Source organism: Pontibacter sp. CAU 1760, assembly GCF_054482735.1.
Genome location: NZ_JBTLRL010000016.1, coordinates 38,502 through 57,648 on the forward strand (window position 1 = coordinate 38,502; position 19,147 = coordinate 57,648).

Genomic DNA, 19,147 nt, shown 5'->3' on the forward strand with positions numbered 1-19,147 from the left:
TGACGAGATGTCAGCGGCCCTCAATTTTATACTACCAACTATAATTTTAACGATTGTTCCGAAGCCTGACATCCTTCAACAGCGTGTTTCCTTGGATAAACCGGTGCGAACAGGTGTTAGCCGGCGAGCGCGAGTCGCACTCACAGCCTGTAATCTCATTACCCGAGAAGGTGAAAAAGCAAAAACTGCACCCGATGGAGGCCCGGCAGATATGCTTGTCCCCTTTACTGCTCAGGTATAGACTGTTGTCTGAGGCGACATCCAAGTTGATGGCCATGGACCGAAAGGCGCCGTTTTGGATACCTAACCCTACCAGGTAATACACCGGCTGGTCCTCCTTCGTCTCCTGCACTTTCCGGATCATCACCTGGTCTACCACCGTACCGTCGCCAAACTCCTTGATGAAGGGCTGCAACAGCTCCTGGCGGGGCACAATGTAGTCCACGGTATCAAACACCACCTGGGCCAGCAGTTTGCCGTCGTAAACGGGCGGCGGGATATCTGCAACCTCACCCTCCGAGACTCCCTCTTCATAGTCATCGTACTCGTCATCAGCAATTTGCCGGCGGCCAGCACAGGAGAACAGGGCGAGCACCACAAAGAAAAGGGCACTGTAAGCAAAAGCTCTGCTATACAGTTGGAAAGCGGAACAGATGAAAGGCTGTTTGTTCATATATCAGGTTGATAGTTGATCTCGCTATACCTAGTTTAGCGTTTGTAGTACTTCATGGCTTCCGGCATCCATTGCTGCAGGTCGTTTTGGCGTCTGCCAGAGCTTGGGTGCGTAGAGAGGAATTCCGGAGGGGACTGACCACCGCTTTTAGCTTCCATGCGCTGCCAGAACGGGATGGAAGCCTGCGGGTCATACCCTGCCATGGCCATAAAAATCAAGCCCAAGCGGTCAGCTTCTGATTCCTGCTGTCGGCCATACTTCAGCAGGCCCAGTTGCGAGCCCACCCCGTATACCGACATGAGAAGGTTGGACGCTGCACCTGGTTGCGCACCGGCTAAAGCCGAGAGCGTCTGGCCACCGAATTGTTGCGCCAAGGCCTGGCTCATGCGCTCATTGCCGTGTTTCGCAATGGCGTGCGCAATCTCATGGCCCATCACCACGGCAAGCCCGGTTTCGTTTTGCGCTACGGGCAATAGGCCGGTATAAACCACGGTTTTACCGCCTGCCATCGCGAAAGCATTCACCTGTTCGTCCTGCACCAGGTTAAACTCCCATTCAAAGCCTGCCAGTTCGTTCTGCATGTTGTTGGCAAGCATATACTCTTCCACAGCGTTCTGAATGCGGCGGCCCACACGCTTCACCATGGCATTTGCCTGCGCGTCGCGGGAGAGCTTGTGCTCGCTTAAAAATTGATTGTAAGCGGCATAGCTCTGCTGCTGCATCTCTGCATCCGACACCAGGTTAAGCTGCCGCCTGCCTGTAATGGGTACCGTTGTGCAGCCCACAAACAGGGCTGTTGCTAGTATAAAGGCACTTATTTTCTTGTACATCTTCGTTTAGTTTTTGGTGAGTAAAGAAAGCAAATCAAAATCTGAACCACTTTCCAGGATATCAAAAATTAACACAACACTAAATTAGTATATAACTATACTTTAATTTTAATAAATGGTTTTACAATAATTGACTTAGCTAATGGATTAGCCGTTTACGCAAAGTTTATACGGCTGACAGTCTTTAAAGTGTTTTCTTGGCGCTAAACACAATTTTTACTGCTCATATAGGTTTATACCTATAGATGAGATACCGGCAAAACAAATCAATTATTATAGTCCGAACCGAATATTTTTCGGATCTTTTTCGGTGAAGCAACGGTATAAACCCTATTTTTGAAAAAAGGACACTCAACTCAAATCAGATGAAGATAATTGCCATCGGCAGGAATTACGCCGACCATATAGCTGAACTGCAAAACGAAGTGCCGGACGAGCCGGTGATATTCTTTAAGCCCGACACAGCGCTAATTCGTCAGAATGAGCCTTTCTACTACCCTGAGTTCACGAAGGATGTGCATTATGAAGCTGAGTTGATTTTGCGCATTTGCCGCGAAGGGAAAGAAATTGACAAGAAGTTTGCCCACAAGTATTACGACGGTATCGGGTTAGGGATCGACTTCACGGCACGTGACTTGCAGTCCAAGGCTAAAGCGAAAGGCCTGCCATGGGCTTTGGCGAAAGGGTTCAACGGCTCTGCTCCTGTATCGGAGTTTTTGCCGCTGAGCCAGTTCCCTGAGCCGCACAACATCAGTTTTAAGCTGGATGTGAACGGACAAACAAAACAGGAGGGCAACTCCAGCATGATGCTCAACACGTTTGATGACATCATTGCCTATGTTTCTAAGTTCATCACACTTAAAACAGGCGACATCATTTTCACGGGCACGCCACAGGGCGTAGGGCCCGTACAAATAGGAGACAGATTAGAAGGGTATGTTGAAGATAAAAAATTACTTGATTTCGAAGTTAAATAAACGAAAGCTGTTCGCGCTTTCGGCACTTGCACTTTATACCTCACTGAGCGCAGCGGCGCAAGTCGCACCACAACCAGGCTACTTTCTTTTCCCGATAAAACCGGGTGAGCGGAACTACCTCTCAGGTACCATGGGTGAGATTCGCTCTAACCATTTCCATGGGGGCCTGGATATCAAAACCGACCAGCGTGAGGGCTTGCAGGTATACGCCGCTGCAGACGGGTATGTGTCTCGCATCAAGCAGTCTACCTATGGGTATGGAAACATTATCTATGTAACGCACCCGAACGGCTTGGTGACAACGTACGCACACCTCTCGGCGTTTGGCAAGCCCATGGCGGACTACATGCTGCAGAAGCAATACGAAAAGAAGACCTTTGAGCTGGAGATGTTCCCGGAATCTACGATGTTTCCGGTGAAGCGAGGCGAGGTCATTGGGCTGTCCGGTAACACGGGTGGCTCCGGAGGACCGCACCTGCACTTCGAGATCAGGGACGAAAAAGACCGCCTGTGTAACCCGTTGAAGTATAAATTCGGGGAAGTGCTTGACACTACCCCTCCGGATATTTACAGTGTGGGCATCACGCCACTGAACATCCATGCTCGGGTAAAAAACGAGTTTGACCGCGCGGAATTCCGCACAAAGCAGGTTGGAAACAACTACGTGCTGACAGATACGGTAAGGGCCAACGGGCTGCTAGGGTTGGAACTGCAGACTATCGACCGGCTGGACGGTGCCGCCAACAAGAACGGCACCCAGGAAGTTACCCTCTTCGTGAACGGCAAGAAAATGTACAGCCACTACATCGACAAGGTTCCTTTTGAACTGTCCAGGCAGGTATCGCAGCATATCAATTACAATGTGTACAAGCGTGAGGGGCGCACTTTCCAGAAGGCTTATGTGGATTACGGAAACGACCTGCCGCTTTATACCACCGCTAACGGCAAACAAGGCCGCATGCAGGTGCACCCAGATTCTACTTACCAAGTAAAACTGGTGGCCCGCGATTCTTATGACAATTCCTCCACCCTGAGTTTTGTGGTGAAAGGGCAGCAACCTACTTTCACAAAATCGGTTGCCAAAACGGTGAGCAAAACAAAGCTAGACTATGAGTTGATTGGCAACGTGCTCAAGATCATGGCCACCGATACCAGCAGCACACCCCAGAACATCGAGCTAATCAAGGGAACGAAGGCGCTGATGCTTGTGCCCAGTTACATGAAGAACTCCCAGTCGGTGGGCCTCTTCGACCTTCGGGCGGGCCTGCCTGACTCCATGCGCTTCTGCGGCGTTACAATGCCTTTCAATTTTGAGAAGCTCATCCCACCGGGGCAGGAAACCTCCTTTTCGAATGACTACTTAAAGGTACTGTTCGACAAGCAGTCGCTCTACGACACGCTGTACTTCCAGACCAACCTGGAGGATAACGTCTTTACCGTCGGCGATTACTTTACGCCTTTGCTAAAGAGTGTAAAAGTAACGCTTAAGCCTAATATGGCGGAAGTAACAGACAAATCTAAAGCAGCGGTATACTTTCTGGGTACCGGGCGGGGCAAGGGCTTCGTAGGGGGCAATTGGGCCGACGACAACACCATCTCCTTCTGGACCAAGAACATGGGTAAGTTTAAAGTGTTGGAGGACACCCAAAAGCCATACATCCGGCTGGTGAGCAAGAGCCGCGACCAGATCCGGTTCAAGATTTCGGATGACTTATCGGGGCTGAACTCCTTCAATGCGTACCTGAACGGGGAATGGGTTCTGATGAAATATGAGCACAAAGCCGCCACCATCTGGTCTGAGAAGCTGGATAAAAGCACCCCGCTTTCGGGTGAGTTTGTTCTGAGAGTAAAAGATAACGCAGGCAACGAAGCCGTTTATACCACCACCATTTGACACAACACATGGAATTAAACATTGGAGACAAAGCCCCTGAGTTTGAGGGCAAAGACCAGAACGGGAACACCGTGAAGCTAAGTGACTATCTGGGCAAGAAAGTGATTCTGTATTTTTACCCCAAAGACAATACCTCGGGCTGCACCGCCCAGGCCTGCAACCTCCGCGACAACTATAGCGACTTGCAGCAAAGCGGGTATGAAGTGATCGGCATCAGCACCGATACCGAAAAATCCCACCAGGGCTTTATAAGCAAATATGAGCTGCCTTTCACGCTGATTGCCGACACAGACAAGAAGATCGTGGAGCAATACGGTGTGTGGCAGGAAAAATCAATGTACGGTCGCAAGTATATGGGCACCATGCGGTATACCTTCGTGCTGGATGAAAAAGGCACCATTCAGGACATCATCAAGAAAGTAAAGACCGCAGCCCACACTGAACAGATTTTAGCTAAAAAGTAGCACATGCTAATATTAATGGCGCCCGGCAATTCATTGAAACTGCCGGGCGCTTTTATTATTTTCGCTAAAAGGCTTTACTGTTTTTACAATCTTCCTATCTTACACAAGAATTAGCAGCAACATTTGTTTTATACCAACATAAGTGTAATTTTAACATTTATGAGGCGCCAACCTTTAGCTTGCTCAGCCATACAAAGCACTGCTGCGCCCGGCATTGCTACTTTGTTCTAATTATAGCCTCACGGGTTTGTAGAACAGCAACAAAAATGTGTATTATTACAAAACTGATAACTAATAACCTGTATATAAAGTGAATCCACACAACAAGAGTATTGAGGAACTGAAAGACATTGCGGCACAGGTTCGCCGAGACATCGTACGCATGGTGCATGCAGTAAATTCCGGCCACCCAGGTGGTTCGCTAGGCTGTACGGACTACTTCGTGTCGCTGTACTTTAAAGTAATGAACTATTCGCCTGAATTTGACATGAATGGCGAGGGCGAGGATTTATTCTTCCTGTCTAACGGCCATATCTCTCCGGTATGGTACAGTACACTGGCTCGTGCTGGCTTTTTTGATGTAGAGGAACTGAAGACTTTCCGGAAGCTTAACTCGCGGTTACAGGGGCACCCTGCCACCGAAGAGGGGCTGCCAGGAATTCGTATCGCTTCTGGCTCTCTCGGCCAGGGCTTATCGGTGGCAATTGGTGCTGCCCAGGCCAAAAAACTCAACAAAGACAACAGCCTGGTGTATGTGCTGATGGGCGATGGCGAGCTGGAGGAAGGCCAGGTATGGGAGGCTGCGATGTATGCCCCGCACAACAAAGTAGACAACCTGATTGCTACGGTAGACAGAAACGGTCAGCAGATTGATGGTTCTACCGAGGAGGTATTGTCGCTGGGCGACCTGCGTGCAAAATTCGAATCGTTTGGCTGGCATGTGCTGGAAGCAGACGGAAACAATTTCGAGACACTGCTGCCGGCCTTGGACCAGGCTAAAGCCGCCACAGGCAAAGGAAAGCCAGTGATGCTATTGATGGATACCCAAATGGGCTACGGAGTAGACTTTATGATGGGCTCCCACAAATGGCATGGCGTGGCACCTAACGACGAGCAACTGGAGATAGCGCTGCAGCAGCTTGCCGTAAACGAGGCTGCTGATTATTAATAAAGCCGCCACCCTTCGGGGTCGGCAATAAGTATCTTTTGGCCTTACTCCTGCATGGCACACTGGCGCACCCTAGTTTTTGCACTGTCGCTTTTGCTGATGCTCTCGGCAACAGGCCGTGTTTTGGGCCAGGAATCAGAAAAGGAGCTTCCTAAAACACGCATCCTTTTTTTGCTGGATGCCTCCGGAAGCATGCTGGCCAAGTGGGAGAACAGCGACCGGATGTCCGTTGCCAAAGCGCTGCTGACACATTTAGTTGACTCCCTGGACCGGTACGAGAATGTGGAAGTGGCGCTGCGGGTATACGGGCACCAGTTTGGGCGTGAGCGCAACGACTGCAAAGACACCCGACTGGAAGTGCCGTTTTCGCCGAACAGCACAGAGGCCATCAAAAAGAAACTGACCGGGATTGTGCCTCGCGGCAACACCCCCATTACTTACTCGCTGCAGCAGGCAGCGAGCGACTTTCCGGAAGAAAAGACACGCAACGTCGTCATTCTGATCACAGACGGGCTAGAATCGTGCGCAGGCGACCCCTGTGCCATGTCGCTGGAACTGCAGAAGAAAAGGATTTTCCTGCGGCCCTTCGTGATTGGCATCGGTATAAACCCCGAATATGAGAAGCAGCTGAACTGCATCGGCAATTATTACAATGCAGCTGACGTGAAGACCTTTGAGTCGGTGCTGACTGAAATTGTGATGCAGACGCTGAGCAAGACCACAGTTAGTGTGGAATTGCTGAACCAGGACGGCAAACCGGTGGAGAGCAACGTGAACATAACGTTCCTGAACGCGCTAACCAAGTTGCCTGAGTATAACTTTGTGCATTACAGGCCTACTTCTGGTAAGCCCGACATGCTTGAGATTGATGCCCTGCTCCCGTACGACCTGGTAGTGAATACCACCCCGGCGGTAGTAGAGCGCAACATCAGCATCAACCCGGGCAGGCACAACGTCATCCAGGTGAAAGCACCGCAAGGCACTTTATACCTGCGACCAGATGGCATTACCCCCTACGGCAGCCTAACCGCTATTGTGCGGGAGCAAGGGGATAAACAAACCCTGCACGTGCAGCCATTTGGAGAGCAGCAGAAGTACCTGGCCGGGCGCTACGAACTGGAGATCCTTACCCTGCCCCGGATCTACCTAAAAAATGTAGAACTGAAGCAGGGACAGACCAACACGGTCAGCATCCCGCCGCCTGGGCAGCTGTCAATCCCCTCGCAGATGAAGGGCTACGGCAGCATCTATGCGCTGGAGGCAGACGGTGCCCAGCGTTGGCTGTATAACCTTCCGGAAGAGAACAGCAAGGTTACCCTGGCGTTGCAGCCAGGCAATTATAGGTTGATTTACCGCATGAAAACCGCCCAGGCGAGTAAATTCACCGACATAAAGGATTTTAACATTAAATCGGGCGCAACCACAACCGTAAAAATTTTCAACAGATAGATGAAAGAGTACACGTATACAGAGCAAAAAGACACACGTTCCGGTTTCGGAGCTGGCCTGCTGGAGCTTGGCCGCACTAACCCAAATGTAGTAGCCCTCTGCGCCGACCTGGTGGGATCGCTGAAAATGGCCGATTTCATCAAGGAAAACCCGGAGCGCTTTTTCCAGATTGGTATCGCGGAAGCAAACATGATGGGCATCGCCGCCGGATTGACGATTGGTGGAAAGATCCCGTTCACCGGTACTTTCGCCAACTTCTCCACTGGCCGTGTGTATGACCAGATCCGCCAGTCTATCGCGTACTCTGGCAAAAACGTAAAGATCTGCGCCTCGCATGCCGGTGTCACCCTTGGAGAGGACGGTGCCACGCACCAGATCCTGGAGGACCTTGGGATGATGAAGATGCTGCCGCACATGACCGTCATCAACCCTTGCGACTACAACCAGACGAAAGCAGCCACCATCGCTATTGCAGACTACGAAGGGCCGGTATACCTGCGCTTTGGCCGTCCGGTTATTCCGGTGTTCACAGACCCGAACCAGAAGTTTGAGATTGGCAAAGCCTGGATGGTAAATGAAGGCACCGATGTCAGCATTTTCGCGACTGGCCACTTGGTTTGGAAAGCTATCCTGGCGGGCCATATCCTGGCTGAGAAAGGAATTTCGGCTGAGATCATCAACATCCACACCATCAAGCCACTGGACGAGGAGGCTATCCTGAAATCTGTTGCCAAGACGAAATGCGTGGTTAGCGCAGAGGAGCATAACCGCCTCGGAGGCCTCGGCGACAGCATCGCACAGCTGCTTGTGAAGAACACGCCGCTGCCAATGGAATACGTGGCCGTGGACGACTCCTTCGGAGAGTCAGGCACACCAGATGAGTTGATGGAGAAGTACGGCCTCACAGAGAACGACATTGTGGCCGCCGTTGAGCGTGTCATCAGCAGAAAGCAGCAGTAAAAGCGGCTTCTGACCTATAGGTTAAGAAAGGCTGTGCCGCAAGTGGCACGGCCTTTTTGCTTTAAACCCATATCCTTTGCAGCTCCCTGCCCTCGAAAAGTGGAAGACAAAGAGCTTTTAGAAAAATTCTCCCACCCCGATAGCCGTAACCTGGCCTTCAGCCAGCTTGTCCGAAAGTACCAGCAGAAGGTCTATTGGCACATCCGCAAGATGGTGATCGACCATGAGGACGCGGACGACCTGACGCAGGAGGTATTCCTGAAAATATGGAAGAACCTGGAGGGATTCCGTAAGGATGCGCAGCTTTATACCTGGATCTACCGCATTGCCACCAACGAGTGCCTGTCTTTTCTTTCGAGCAAAAAGCGGCGCTTCTTCCTGCCCCTGCACGACATCACCAACGAGCTGACCGAAAAGCTCACCTCCTCCCCCGACATCGCTGGCGACGAAATCCAACTGAAGCTTCAGAAGGCGATCCTGCGCCTGCCAGACAAGCAGCGGCTGGTGTTTAACATGAAGTACTATGACGAGCTGAAGTATGAGGAAATGTCCGAGGTACTGGGCACCTCCGTAGGTGCCCTGAAGGCATCTTACCACATCGCGGTAAAAAAAATAGAGGAATATCTGAAGCAGGATTAAACTATAGCACAGCTATTGCATCTAAACTATGGAAGGTAACCAAAAAATGAAAAGACATTTGAAGCTAAACGAAATTCCGAAGCGACAGCTGCACCAGGTGCCCGATGGGTACTTTGACCGCCTGCCGATGCGCATCATGGAACGGACTGCCAGCCGGCAGCCTGAAGCAAGCCTTGATTCGCCCGCCTGGCTGTGGCAGCACTGGCGCCTACTACGGCTTGCGCTGGCTCCTGTGCTGCTGCTTGTCCTGTTTATAGGGGTATACTTTTTGGGGATGCAACAGGCGCCACAGCAGGAAACCGTATCTGTCGCCTTGTTGTCTAAGGATGAGATGGTGGAGTACCTGGACCTGTATGCCAACTTAGAGTTTTCTGACCTGGAGGAGCACTTGGAAGCAGATCAGTTCCTGACAGCTGATTTCCTGAATGTTAGCCCGACTACCGCCGAAGAAGAGCTATATTACTATCAGTTAGACGACATAGACTACTAATTCACCCATGAGACATTCCTTTATACTACTGCTTATGTGCTGCCTGTTTGCCTTTGGCAGCACAACCGCTATGGCGCAGCGCCATGACAAGAGCGACAGGCACGAAAAAATGGAAGCCGCCAAGGTGGCTTTCCTGACAGACAAGATGGGCCTGACACCCGAGCAATCGCAAAAATTCTGGCCACTGTATAACGAGCACGAGGCCAAGCGCCGCGAGTTGGTGAAAGGCTACCGCATCGATTTCAAGCAGGATATCGACCAGCTGACGGATGCGCAGGTAGAGGCCCGCGTGGCTAAGATATTTGATCTGAAAGAAAAAGAGCTGGCACTGGACAAAGCATATGCCGAGCGCTACCAAAAGGTAATCACGATCAAACAGCTGGTGAAGCTATACCGCGGCGAACGCGAGTTTATGAAGATGCTGATTCGGAAGCTGGACCACAAAAGCCCAAACCAGTAAGCTTACCAACATTCCCAAAAACAGAACAGGCGCTCCAGTAGGATGCGCCTGTTCTGTTTTTGCTTAGTCAAAACTTATTGGTTCTTTTCCATGGCAATCCACTCCTCTACTCTCTTTTCGAGTACGGCAAGCGGCATCACGCCACCTGTCAGGATCAGGTCATGGAAAGCGCTGATTTCGAACTTGTTTCCAAGCTCCTGCTCTGCCCGCTTCCGCAATTCCTTTATTTTCAGCTCCCCGATCTTATAGCTCAATGCCTGCCCCGGTATAGCCATGTAACGCTCAATTTCAGCCACGGCAGCCTCGCGGCTGGTCAGCTCGTTGTCCAATGAGTACTGGATGGCCTGCTCTCTGCTCCAGCCTTTGGCATGCATGCCTACATCCACCACCAACCGTATGGCGCGGTGCATCTCATCGCTTAAGCGGCCGAAGTACTGGTATGGGTCGGTATAAAGGCCAAGCTCCTTACCCAGGCTTTCAGAATAGAGGGCCCATCCTTCGCCAAAGGCTCCATACCAGGCAAACTTCCTGAACTTAGGCAGCCCCTCCTGCTCCTGCTGGATTGATATCTGGTAATGATGCCCCGGTATCGCCTCATGCAGGAACAAAGACTCCATGCCTACCTTATTGTAAGTGCTGGCATCCAGAATGGGTACATAGAAAATGCCGGGCCGCGAGCCATCAGGGGCGGCAGGGTTGTACTCGGCACTGGCCGAGGCGGCCCGGAAAGCCTCCGTTTGCCTTACCTCAAACTTCGATTTCGGTGTAATGCCAAACAGCTTCTCCAGTTGTGGCTGCATCCGCGCCTCTATTTGTCGATAAGCGCCCAATACCTCTTCAGGCTTTTTGAAAGGCATAAACGTGGGGTTATCATTCACATGCTGGAAAAACGCCTTCAGGTCACCCTTAAAACCAACCTGCTGCTTCACCTGCTCCATTTCGCTGCGTATACGCGCCACTTCCTGCTGGCCAATCTCGAAGATCTGGTCCGGCGTCATGTCAGTAGTGGTCCAGTAGCGCACCAGATATTTGTAGTAGTCATCGCCTCCTTTTATACCGCTGATGCCCGTGGAGGTGCGGCTCTTGGGCAAATACTCCTGCTGCATGAAATCTTGCAGTTTCTGGTAAGTAGGGACCACTTCTCCCCGGATGGCTTTTGTATATGCCTGCCGGATGCTGTCCTTCTGCGCAGCCGTAAAACTAGCCGGCAGGTTCTCGACAGGAGCCCAGAATATAGATTTCGTCGGATCGCTTACCACCATGGCCTGCAGCTGTGGCAACACTTTTTGCGTGAGTGCGCGCGGCAGCACAACGCCGAGTTGCATCCCCTTCCGCATGTTAGTGATCGCAGTGTCGCCCCAGACGGCAAAGCCTTTGATGCGGCCCAGAAAATCCTGGTAATCTTCAGGGGTTTTAAACGGCTGGTTCCCGGAACCCGAACCAAGCTGCGCAAGAGAGATCGGGAGACCCCAGAACTGATTTACGGGCAACAGCATGGACGGCTGCTCTAAGCCCTCCAGCGCCATCTTCATTTCATAGGCAAAGATATCGTAGCTCACCTGCTCCTGCGGCCCAAGCCGGCTCCGGTCTATTTTCCCGATCTGATCGAGATACGTCTGGTATAACTGCCGTACCTGCTCCTGGTGCTCCTGGCTCAGGTCATTCGGCAGTTGGTCGTTGTAGCGGTTATCGGCAATGCCGGTGGCCTCCAGCGGGAAGAGCTTCAGGCGTGCCTCAAAGTAGTCCTCGAACAGCTGGCTTATCGTCTGGTCGTTTTGCACGGCCTCTGTCCCTTCATCGGGTGGGGTGGTGCGTGTGCAGCCGACAGTACCTGCGGTGGCCACAGCCATAGCCGCATATAAAATCAAGTGGTGCCTTTGCATAGATTTTGTTTTGGTTACCTGGGTCTATCCCGTTTCTGCTGCTCCTGTAAACCAGCAGAAAACTGTATGGCGCGTTTTCTCTGAAACCAGGAATCGCTATTCTGTTTCATTAAAAGGATTTAGTACGACCAGCCTTTGGCCACACCGCAATTGAGTAGCCTTTAATAAGCATCCAGCAAAAAGCCGATGTCATCGCCCGGTTTGAACTCCATCGGCTTCTGGCCCTGCAAAAAGATTCGGGCCGAAAGTGGGCCTTTCAGCGTAATCCGGTCCCCTTGCACGCGCAACATGCTTCCTTCCCGCAAACCTACTACCGGCTGGCGGTTGTGGTGATGGAACTCGGCAATGCGTGTCTCGCGGGTTTCGCCCATATGGGTAGAGCCCTCCACCGGATCCTGGTAGTGTGGGTTGATGTTGAAAGGCACCAATTGCAGCGCATCAAAAGACTTGACGGTCACGATGGGCATATCGTTGGTGGTGCCGATGGTTTTGCCCGCTACGTTGGTACCGGCGCTTGTCCCCATATAAGGCATTCCTTTCTGCACGCGTAGTTTCAGCGGCTCCACCAGTTTGTTGAGGTACAGGTTGCGAAGCAGCACAAACGTGTTGCCGCCACCAATAAAAACAGCTTCGGCCTCATTGACGGCCTTCACCGCATCCTCGTGCTCATGCACGCCGCTCACGCGCATACCCCATGGCTCAAAAGCCTGACGTACCGTGTCTGTATATTCCTGGTGCGAGATGCCTCCCGGACGGGCGTAGGGGATAAACAAGATGCTTGACTTGCCCGCTAACAAGGCTTTCACCTCCTCAGCTGCGTGCTCCAGGTAAGCGGTGCCGTGCGTGGTGGAGGTACTGATCAATAGTAAATTTCTGCTCATGCCCTAAAGATAAATATTTTGAATGAGCGATAGCAGCAATGCCTGGTCGTAAATTGTCAGAGCCCAATAATCAGAGGACTTCATACTAGGCTTTGTATCAATCTTTCCGGATGAGAGCGAGTTTGAGCTTGATGGTATCGAGGTATGGCTCCAGGTGGCGGTAGTCTGAGAGGGCCCTCACCAGGCCAATGCTTTTGAGGTCGTACAGGAACCACAGCTCCACATAAAAGTCATGCAGCCAGTAAAGGTCTATTTTGCACCATCCCTTGATGCGGTGGTGCAGGTAATGCCCCTGCGCCAGCACCAAGTCGGCCTGCTGCTGTGGCAGTAGTTCGTTAAATTCCTCAGCACTCATACTTGTTGCGGCACCTTTAAGTAAAATAGGAAAAAAAAGGCTGCACGCGGCAGCCTTATAAGTTTAACGATATTTTCCTGATTTTGGTCTAATTGAGGTGAAGGGTATAAAGTTCGAAGCGGGTGGAGGCGAAACTCCAGTGCGACGGCGATGGATGGATCTCAATCCCATCCTCATCAATAATAGTGACGGCAAAACCTTCGCCTTGGTTAAGTGGCTCCGTGAAGTGTTTCACCGGATACACCTTCCCTTCCTCAATCCACTCCTCTGGCTCAAAGGCCGGCATGGTCGCGTCTACGCATTTCGCGAACACGGCCATATAGCTTGGGGGTACAAATAAATTAACCATAGTAGAACAACTTTCCAGTAAGATAAAAAATTCCTCTTTAACAGGAAATCATAGCAAACCGATTCTTGAATATTTTTAAGATTGCCGGTACGCACTAATGCCTTGTTTAAATTAAGCGAATTTTCGGCAAATATACAAAGAGCAACATCCGTACCAGCATAAAGTTTTCAAAGCCGGTAGAATTTAGGCAGCTTCCTGCTCACTTCCTCCGTACCTTAAAGACTAACAAAAAATTAAACTGATAACCTTGCGTATGGTCGCATATAAAAACAAAACCTCTTCCGGCAAAAGCGAAACATTTGCCGTGGCTCCACGGGTATGGGGCATAAAAACTGTTTTTGTGAACGTTTATTTCATCGCAGACACCGACGGCTCCTGGGTACTGGTGGATACCGGTGTGCCCGGCTTCACTTCCAAAATCGTGCGGGCCGCGGAGCAACTCTTCGGGGAGAATTCCCGCCCCAAGGCCATCCTCCTCACCCACGGGCATTTCGACCATACGGGTGCCGTTAAAGACCTGGCCCGCGAGTGGGATGTGCCCGTTTACGCGCACCCCATGGAACTGCCTTACCTAACCGGGGCGTCCAGCTACCCGCCACCAGACTCCAGCGTGGGCGGCGGCGGCATGGCGTACATGGCTTTCGCATACCCTAAAAAACCCATCGACATTACCTCTAACCTGGAGCTGCTGCCCAAGGATGGCTCCGTGCCGGGCATGAGTGAATGGCGCTGGCTCCATACCCCTGGTCACTCGCCGGGGCATGTGTCGTTTTTCAGGGAGGAGGACCGCGTGTTGGTGCTGGGGGATGCCTTTACCACCCGTAATGCCGAATCTACGATAGCGGTGCTGACTGAGAAGCGTAAAGTGCACGGCCCCCCAACCTATTATACCCCCGACTGGGCCGCAGCACACCACTCGGTTGCGGCATTAGCAGAGTTAAACCCGGAGGTGGCTGCCTCGGGCCATGGCATGCCTATGGTGGGCCAGGACCTGAAGCGACAACTGGATGACTTAGCTAAAAACTTCTGGGCAGTGGCAGTACCTAACAAAGGGCGCTACGTGCACCAGCCCGCCATCACCGACGAACGCGGCGTGATATCAGTGCCGCCGCCGGTAAACTATACCGTACCAAAGATCGTGGCGCTGGCGAGTGCTGTGGCTCTGGCGGGCATTGCGCTATCCGTATTTAAAAAGCGCCAGAACAGTGTAAAAAACGGCAATCTGCAGCGAAGGCCTTATTCCCATAACCGCGTGGCATCGGGTTTGCCCCCTACTGTAAACCCCGACCATGACGACCCAACAGAGCATACCAATAACTATCCGTAAGTGAAAAAGAGAGAGGGGCCGGCAGCAATTGTGCTACCGGCCCCTCTCTTTTGAACAAAGGCACCAAGGTCAGCTTTTATGGTTCGCCCTGCCTGAGCCGCTCTTTTTACCGCCGCCGTCTTGCTTGTTCACGGTAGCCCAGGCGCGCTTCTCGGCTTCTTTGTGGCTTACGCCTTTGTCCACATAGCTTTCCTCGATGTGTTCTGCTTTGCGTTTCTGCTTATCAGTGTAAGCAGACTTATCTCCTTGTGGCATAACTTCCTCCTTCTGATATTTGTGAAACATAAAAACCAGGAGCCTTGGCCCCTGCTTGTTGTACGGTACCACTTGTCTTTTTGCTTTGCCTTGCTGGTGTTTTTTCAGGCAGCGATTCCAAGGCTACGGACCGCTGCGCCTCTTCGACGGCAAGCTTGTGTGATGACTTTATACCCTCTGAAAAATGCCTGAACTGATCCCGAGTGTGTTTAACTGGAGTGGCGGCAAAGATGCTACCCTGAGCCTGCACCATGTGCTGGCAAACAAGACCTATGCTGTAAAACAACTACTGACGACGCTTAGCGATGCGACCCGGCGTGTGAGCATGCACGGGGTGCGGCAGGAACTTTTGCATCAGCAAGCGGCCGCTGTGGGTATACCGTTCCGAGAGGTGTTCTTGCCGGCCCAAGCTTCTATGCAAGCCTATAATGCGATCATGCGAAAGGAGATGCAGGCCTGCAAGGAGGTCGGTATGACGCACGCCATTTACGGCGACATCAACTTAGAGGATTTGCGCACCTATCGGGAAGAGGAATTAGCCAAAGCAGGCATGCAAGCCGTTTTCCCGCTTTGGAACCGCCCCACCCATCAATTGGTAAGGGAGTTTCTGCAGCTTGGCTACAAAGCCATGGTGGTATGCGTGAATGCACGGCTCCTCGATGCCTCTTTTGCCGGCCGAATACTGGATGAGCAGTTTCTCGAGGACCTTCCGCCGGAAGCAGACCCCGCTGGTGAAAACGGCGAGTTCCACACCTTCGTGTTTGACGGGCCGATTTTCCGAAGGCCAGTGCTTTATACCCTCGGAGAGACGGTGCGAAAGTCCTATGCTCCCACAACCAACCCGAAGGACAATTGCTTTCAGGACGAAAAGAAACCTACTTTCGATCAGGACTTTATTTTCAGGGACCTGCTCCCGGCTTAGGTATACTGCCGTTCTCAGCCATTCTTGTTACCTTTGCCCCATGGTATCACAAAGGCAACTTTTCCTGCAGCACGTGGCGCAGACGTCGGATTTTCCGTTGATGATTGAGATTGAGAAGGCAGAAGGAGTATACATGTACGGCCTGCAAGGCGAGCGCTACCTCGACCTGATTTCGGGCATTGGCGTGAGCAACGTGGGGCACCGGCACCCGCGCGTGATCAAGGCCATACACGAGCAACTGGACAAGTACATGCACCTGATGGTGTATGGCGAGTTTGTGCAGGCGCCCCAAGCTTTGCTGGCGCAGGCGCTAAGCGCTACACTCCCTTCGTCGCTCAACAACACCTACCTGCTTAACTCCGGAACCGAAGCCGTGGAAGGCGCCATGAAGCTTGCCAAGCGCTACACCGGACGCACCGAGTTGATCTCCTGTTTCAATGCCTACCACGGCTCCACACAGGGTGCCCTGTCGATGAACGGCAGCGAGCGTTTTAAAAACGCTTTCCGTCCTTTGCTGCCCGATGTGCGCCACATCCGTTACAATGCCGCCGAAGACCTAGATCAGATAACTGAGCGTACGGCAGCCGTGCTCATCGAAACAGTGCAGGGCGAAGGCGGCGTGCGCGTGCCTACAAATGATTACCTGCAGAAACTGCGCGCCCGCTGCACAGAAACCGGCACACTGTTGATTCTGGATGAGATTCAGTGTGGCTTCGGACGCACGGGCACCTTCTGGGCGTTTGAGCAATTCGGCATCATACCCGATATCCTGGTTTGTGCCAAGGGAATGGGTGGCGGCATGCCCATCGGGGCCTTCATTGCGCCACAGGAGATCATGGCTGCTTTCAAAACCGAGCCTATCCTGGGCCATTGCACCACTTTCGGAGGGCACCCGGTTAGCTGCGCAGCTTCGCTTGCCACCCTGCAAGTCATTCAGGACGAGAACCTAGTTGCTGGCGTGCAGCAAAAGGCGGAACTGTTCAAGGAGCTCCTCGTGCATCCCCGTATCAAGGAGATCAGGCACCAGGGACTTTTAATGGCGGCCGAATTCGAGTCGTTTGAAGTGCTGAAGGCTGTGATTGACCGCGCCATCCTGAACGGCGTGCTTACGGACTGGTTCCTTTTCTGCGATAACTCAATGCGCATCGCCCCTCCCCTGGTCATCACAGAAACCGAGATCAGGGAAGCCTGTGCGCTTATTCTGCGCTCGATTGAAGAAACAGTAGGCCGCTAACACAGGAGTAAACGAGAGAGTTTCTTGTCGTGAGCCGATGATCTATTGCTTGCGGGCATTTTTTTCCAGCATCCGCTTATCTATTCTGGATTCCTGCACGTAAAAGGCCGAAGCTGCACCTTAAGCCAAAGGTTAGCTTTATCAGGACTTTTATGGAAATAGCCCTTGTGCTGGCGCTGCTAGTGATTGCCATCGTGCTTTTTGCAACAGAAAAGCTCTCGATTGAGATCGTTACCCTGCTGATGCTGATCATACTGGCAAGCACGCGCATCATCACTGCCGAAGAAGCGTTTGCAGGGCTCAGCAGCGACTTCATCATCATCATTGCCTCTATCTTCATCCTCAGTGCGGCGTTGCAGGAAACCGGTATCCTCGATTTTGCCGTCGTCAGCCTGGTGCGCCTGGCCAATAAAAGCTCTAACATGATGCTCTTTACCATCATGGTGGTAACGGGCATCGTCTCGGCTTTCATGAACAACACCACCGTGACGGCAATGTTCGTGACGCCACTGGTGGGCCTTTCCAAACGCATTAATTTAAGCGCCTCCAAACTGCTGATGCCCCTGGCCTTTGCAGCTATCCTGGGAGGCACCTGCACCCTGATCGGTACTTCCACCAACGTGGCTGTGAGTGGCTACATCGCCAAAACAGGCCTCCCCCCTATTGGCATGTTTGAGATCTCGGGGATTGGCTTTGCCATATTCGTGGTGGGCATCCTGTATATGATGACCATTGGCCAACGTATGCTGCCGAGCCACAACGACCAGGAACTGACCGAGGAATACAAGCTCCAGAGATACCTGACTGAGATCGTGGTGCTGCCAGACTCCCCGCTGATTGGCCAGCTGGTATTCGCCTCCGACCTAACTACCCTCAACTTCAGGATTCTCAACATCATTCGGGGCAAAGACAACTTCCTCCCCGACTTCCGCACCCGCATAGCAACCGACGATATTTTGCTGGTGGAAGGCGACCTGGACAACCTGATGCGTGTGAAAGAAACAAAGGGCATCCAGATCATGGCGGATGTGATCCTGAAAAAAGACTTGCAGACGGAGAAGATTCAGCTCGCGGAATTGCTTGTGGTGCGGCAGTCCGACCTCATTGGCAAAACGGTGAAGGAGGCGAACTTCCTGCAGCGGTATGGCCTGGTGGTGATCGCGGCCTCCCGGCACGGCGAGACGCTGCGCAGCAAAATTGGCAGCATAAAGATGCAGTTAGGAGACCTGCTGCTGGTGCAGGGCTCCTCCGAGAGGCTGAAGCAATTGCGCAACTCCAATAACGTGGCCCTGCTGGGTGAGTTTGAGCCGGTACTGTTTAAAAAGCGCAAGGGCATCATTGCCATCAGCTGCTTCATCATTGCCATCCTGCTGGGCACGCTCAAGGTCCTTCCGCTGTCTATCGCGTTTCTGCTGGCCGCCATTTGCACGATCCTCTTCCGTTGCATCAGCAGCAACAAAGCCTACGCCGCCATCGACTTCCGCCTGCTGATCCTGATCGGGGGTATGACGGCCTTTGGCACTGCCATGGAAAACTCCGGTGCAGCCGACTTTCTGGCGCAAGGTATTGTGGACATGTTGGGCCATATGGGTAAAATGGCCGTGCTGGCGGGCTTTGTGGTGCTGACAGTGCTGCTTACCCAACCCATGTCGAATGCGGCGGCGGCCTTGGTGGTGGTGCCTGTGGCGCTGCGTGCAGCCGTGGAGCTGGGCGCTGACCCCAGGGCCTTTGCCATTGCCATCATGCTGGCGGCTTCCGTGTCGCTTGTAACGCCCTTCGAGCCTGCCTGCATCCTGGTCTACAGCCCCGGCAAATACCGCTTCCGCGACTTTATCCAGATCGGCTCGCCACTCACGCTGTTGCTCATTGCCGTCATCCTGCTTTTGGTGCCCGTTTTCTGGCCTTTGTAACTGCATGGCCCCTGCAACAGTAAGGGA

The 19,147-nt window shown here is 52.4% G+C and carries 20 protein-coding genes; 13 read left to right on the top strand and 7 right to left on the bottom strand.

Annotation, left to right across the window (positions count from 1 at the left end):
• Window positions 1–46: 46 nt before the first annotated feature.
• Both ACXYMU_RS18260 and ACXYMU_RS18265 read right to left on the bottom strand, forming a co-directional pair.
• Entirely contained in the window at window positions 47–673 is a 627-nt protein-coding gene (locus ACXYMU_RS18260; RefSeq protein WP_458987857.1) for a hypothetical protein, read from the bottom strand.
• 35 nt (window positions 674–708) lie between these two features.
• Entirely contained in the window at window positions 709–1,503 is a 795-nt protein-coding gene (locus ACXYMU_RS18265; RefSeq protein WP_458987858.1) for a M48 family metallopeptidase, read from the bottom strand.
• 365 nt (window positions 1,504–1,868) lie between these two features.
• Between ACXYMU_RS18265 and ACXYMU_RS18270 the strand changes: the two genes are divergently transcribed.
• The 9 genes from ACXYMU_RS18270 (at window position 1,869) to ACXYMU_RS18310 (ending at window position 10,004) form a co-directional block, all read left to right on the top strand.
• On the top strand, window positions 1,869–2,480 hold the full coding sequence (locus ACXYMU_RS18270; RefSeq protein ID WP_458987859.1) for a fumarylacetoacetate hydrolase family protein: 612 nt from the start codon (window positions 1,869–1,871) through the stop codon (window positions 2,478–2,480).
• Window positions 2,440–4,374 (top strand): M23 family metallopeptidase, encoded by a 1,935-nt coding sequence (locus tag ACXYMU_RS18275; protein WP_458987860.1) that lies wholly within the window; start codon window positions 2,440–2,442, stop codon window positions 4,372–4,374. The genes ACXYMU_RS18270 and ACXYMU_RS18275 overlap by 41 nt, the downstream gene beginning before the upstream one ends.
• 8 nt (window positions 4,375–4,382) lie before the next feature.
• Window positions 4,383–4,838 (top strand): thioredoxin-dependent thiol peroxidase, encoded by a 456-nt coding sequence (gene bcp / locus ACXYMU_RS18280; RefSeq protein WP_458987861.1) that lies wholly within the window; start codon window positions 4,383–4,385, stop codon window positions 4,836–4,838.
• A 310-nt stretch (window positions 4,839–5,148) separates the two neighbouring features.
• On the top strand, window positions 5,149–6,006 hold the full coding sequence (locus tag ACXYMU_RS18285; protein WP_458987862.1) for a transketolase: 858 nt from the start codon (window positions 5,149–5,151) through the stop codon (window positions 6,004–6,006).
• 54 nt (window positions 6,007–6,060) lie between these two features.
• Entirely contained in the window at window positions 6,061–7,455 is a 1,395-nt protein-coding gene (locus ACXYMU_RS18290; protein ID WP_458987863.1) for a vWA domain-containing protein, read from the top strand.
• Entirely contained in the window at window positions 7,456–8,415 is a 960-nt protein-coding gene (locus ACXYMU_RS18295; RefSeq protein WP_458987864.1) for a transketolase family protein, read from the top strand.
• Window positions 8,416–8,514: 99 nt separating this feature from the next.
• Window positions 8,515–9,054, top strand: coding sequence for an RNA polymerase sigma factor (locus ACXYMU_RS18300; protein WP_458987865.1), 540 nt, complete (start codon window positions 8,515–8,517; stop codon window positions 9,052–9,054).
• A gap of 46 nt (window positions 9,055–9,100) precedes the next feature.
• The gene (locus ACXYMU_RS18305; RefSeq protein ID WP_458987866.1) at window positions 9,101–9,544 is read left to right on the top strand and encodes a hypothetical protein; all 444 of its coding nucleotides are present in this window, start codon (window positions 9,101–9,103) and stop codon (window positions 9,542–9,544) included.
• A gap of 7 nt (window positions 9,545–9,551) precedes the next feature.
• Entirely contained in the window at window positions 9,552–10,004 is a 453-nt protein-coding gene (locus ACXYMU_RS18310; RefSeq protein WP_458987867.1) for a hypothetical protein, read from the top strand.
• 74 nt (window positions 10,005–10,078) lie between these two features.
• On the opposite strand, the gene ACXYMU_RS18315 is transcribed toward ACXYMU_RS18310, so the two are convergent.
• The 4 genes from ACXYMU_RS18315 to ACXYMU_RS18330 form a co-directional block, all read right to left on the bottom strand.
• Entirely contained in the window at window positions 10,079–11,887 is a 1,809-nt protein-coding gene (locus ACXYMU_RS18315) for a DUF885 domain-containing protein (RefSeq protein WP_458987868.1), read from the bottom strand.
• Window positions 11,888–12,048: 161 nt separating this feature from the next.
• Window positions 12,049–12,768 carry a dipeptidase PepE gene (gene pepE / locus ACXYMU_RS18320; RefSeq protein ID WP_458987869.1) on the bottom strand — a complete coding sequence of 240 codons (720 nt, stop codon included), beginning with the start codon at window positions 12,766–12,768 and terminating at the stop codon, window positions 12,049–12,051.
• Window positions 12,769–12,865: 97 nt separating this feature from the next.
• Window positions 12,866–13,123, bottom strand: coding sequence for a hypothetical protein (locus tag ACXYMU_RS18325; RefSeq protein ID WP_458987870.1), 258 nt, complete (start codon window positions 13,121–13,123; stop codon window positions 12,866–12,868).
• A gap of 88 nt (window positions 13,124–13,211) precedes the next feature.
• Window positions 13,212–13,472 (bottom strand): hypothetical protein, encoded by a 261-nt coding sequence (locus tag ACXYMU_RS18330; RefSeq protein WP_458987871.1) that lies wholly within the window; start codon window positions 13,470–13,472, stop codon window positions 13,212–13,214.
• Between the two features lie 253 nt (window positions 13,473–13,725).
• Here ACXYMU_RS18330 and ACXYMU_RS18335 point away from each other — a divergent pair, with 253 nt between their 5' ends.
• Window positions 13,726–14,799 carry an MBL fold metallo-hydrolase gene (locus ACXYMU_RS18335; protein WP_458987872.1) on the top strand — a complete coding sequence of 358 codons (1,074 nt, stop codon included), beginning with the start codon at window positions 13,726–13,728 and terminating at the stop codon, window positions 14,797–14,799.
• Window positions 14,800–14,868: 69 nt separating this feature from the next.
• Here ACXYMU_RS18335 and ACXYMU_RS18340 read toward each other — a convergent pair whose 3' ends face one another.
• Window positions 14,869–15,054: a hypothetical protein gene (locus ACXYMU_RS18340; RefSeq protein WP_458987873.1), complete on the bottom strand. Its 186-nt coding sequence runs from the start codon at window positions 15,052–15,054 to the stop codon at window positions 14,869–14,871.
• 184 nt (window positions 15,055–15,238) lie between these two features.
• Here ACXYMU_RS18340 and ACXYMU_RS18345 point away from each other — a divergent pair, with 184 nt between their 5' ends.
• From ACXYMU_RS18345 to ACXYMU_RS18355, 3 genes are all read left to right on the top strand, one after another.
• Window positions 15,239–15,976: a Dph6-related ATP pyrophosphatase gene (locus tag ACXYMU_RS18345; protein ID WP_458987874.1), complete on the top strand. Its 738-nt coding sequence runs from the start codon at window positions 15,239–15,241 to the stop codon at window positions 15,974–15,976.
• Between the two features lie 40 nt (window positions 15,977–16,016).
• Window positions 16,017–17,210, top strand: a complete 1,194-nt coding sequence (locus ACXYMU_RS18350; RefSeq protein ID WP_458987875.1) for an aspartate aminotransferase family protein — start codon at window positions 16,017–16,019, stop codon at window positions 17,208–17,210.
• A gap of 152 nt (window positions 17,211–17,362) precedes the next feature.
• Window positions 17,363–19,120: an SLC13 family permease gene (locus tag ACXYMU_RS18355; RefSeq protein WP_458987876.1), complete on the top strand. Its 1,758-nt coding sequence runs from the start codon at window positions 17,363–17,365 to the stop codon at window positions 19,118–19,120.
• Window positions 19,121–19,147: the final 27 nt, after the last annotated feature.

Excerpts from the sequence above, each read along its gene's own strand:
- ACXYMU_RS18260 (WP_458987857.1), bottom strand. The coding sequence starts at position 673 with ATGAACAAACAGCCTTTCATCTGTTCCGCTTTCCAACTGTATAGCAGA.
- ACXYMU_RS18265 (WP_458987858.1), bottom strand. The coding sequence starts at position 1,503 with ATGTACAAGAAAATAAGTGCCTTTATACTAGCAACAGCCCTGTTTGTG.
- ACXYMU_RS18270 (WP_458987859.1), top strand. The coding sequence starts at position 1,869 with ATGAAGATAATTGCCATCGGCAGGAATTACGCCGACCATATAGCTGAA.
- ACXYMU_RS18275 (WP_458987860.1), top strand. The coding sequence starts at position 2,440 with ATGTTGAAGATAAAAAATTACTTGATTTCGAAGTTAAATAAACGAAAG.
- bcp (WP_458987861.1), top strand. The coding sequence starts at position 4,383 with ATGGAATTAAACATTGGAGACAAAGCCCCTGAGTTTGAGGGCAAAGAC.
- ACXYMU_RS18290 (WP_458987863.1), top strand. The coding sequence starts at position 6,061 with ATGGCACACTGGCGCACCCTAGTTTTTGCACTGTCGCTTTTGCTGATG.
- ACXYMU_RS18295 (WP_458987864.1), top strand. The coding sequence starts at position 7,456 with ATGAAAGAGTACACGTATACAGAGCAAAAAGACACACGTTCCGGTTTC.
- ACXYMU_RS18305 (WP_458987866.1), top strand. The coding sequence starts at position 9,101 with ATGAAAAGACATTTGAAGCTAAACGAAATTCCGAAGCGACAGCTGCAC.
- ACXYMU_RS18310 (WP_458987867.1), top strand. The coding sequence starts at position 9,552 with ATGAGACATTCCTTTATACTACTGCTTATGTGCTGCCTGTTTGCCTTT.
- ACXYMU_RS18315 (WP_458987868.1), bottom strand. The coding sequence starts at position 11,887 with ATGCAAAGGCACCACTTGATTTTATATGCGGCTATGGCTGTGGCCACC.
- pepE (WP_458987869.1), bottom strand. The coding sequence starts at position 12,768 with ATGAGCAGAAATTTACTATTGATCAGTACCTCCACCACGCACGGCACC.
- ACXYMU_RS18325 (WP_458987870.1), bottom strand. The coding sequence starts at position 13,123 with ATGAGTGCTGAGGAATTTAACGAACTACTGCCACAGCAGCAGGCCGAC.
- ACXYMU_RS18330 (WP_458987871.1), bottom strand. The coding sequence starts at position 13,472 with ATGGTTAATTTATTTGTACCCCCAAGCTATATGGCCGTGTTCGCGAAA.
- ACXYMU_RS18335 (WP_458987872.1), top strand. The coding sequence starts at position 13,726 with ATGGTCGCATATAAAAACAAAACCTCTTCCGGCAAAAGCGAAACATTT.
- ACXYMU_RS18340 (WP_458987873.1), bottom strand. The coding sequence starts at position 15,054 with ATGCCACAAGGAGATAAGTCTGCTTACACTGATAAGCAGAAACGCAAA.
- ACXYMU_RS18345 (WP_458987874.1), top strand. The coding sequence starts at position 15,239 with ATGCCTGAACTGATCCCGAGTGTGTTTAACTGGAGTGGCGGCAAAGAT.
- ACXYMU_RS18350 (WP_458987875.1), top strand. The coding sequence starts at position 16,017 with ATGGTATCACAAAGGCAACTTTTCCTGCAGCACGTGGCGCAGACGTCG.
- ACXYMU_RS18355 (WP_458987876.1), top strand. The coding sequence starts at position 17,363 with ATGGAAATAGCCCTTGTGCTGGCGCTGCTAGTGATTGCCATCGTGCTT.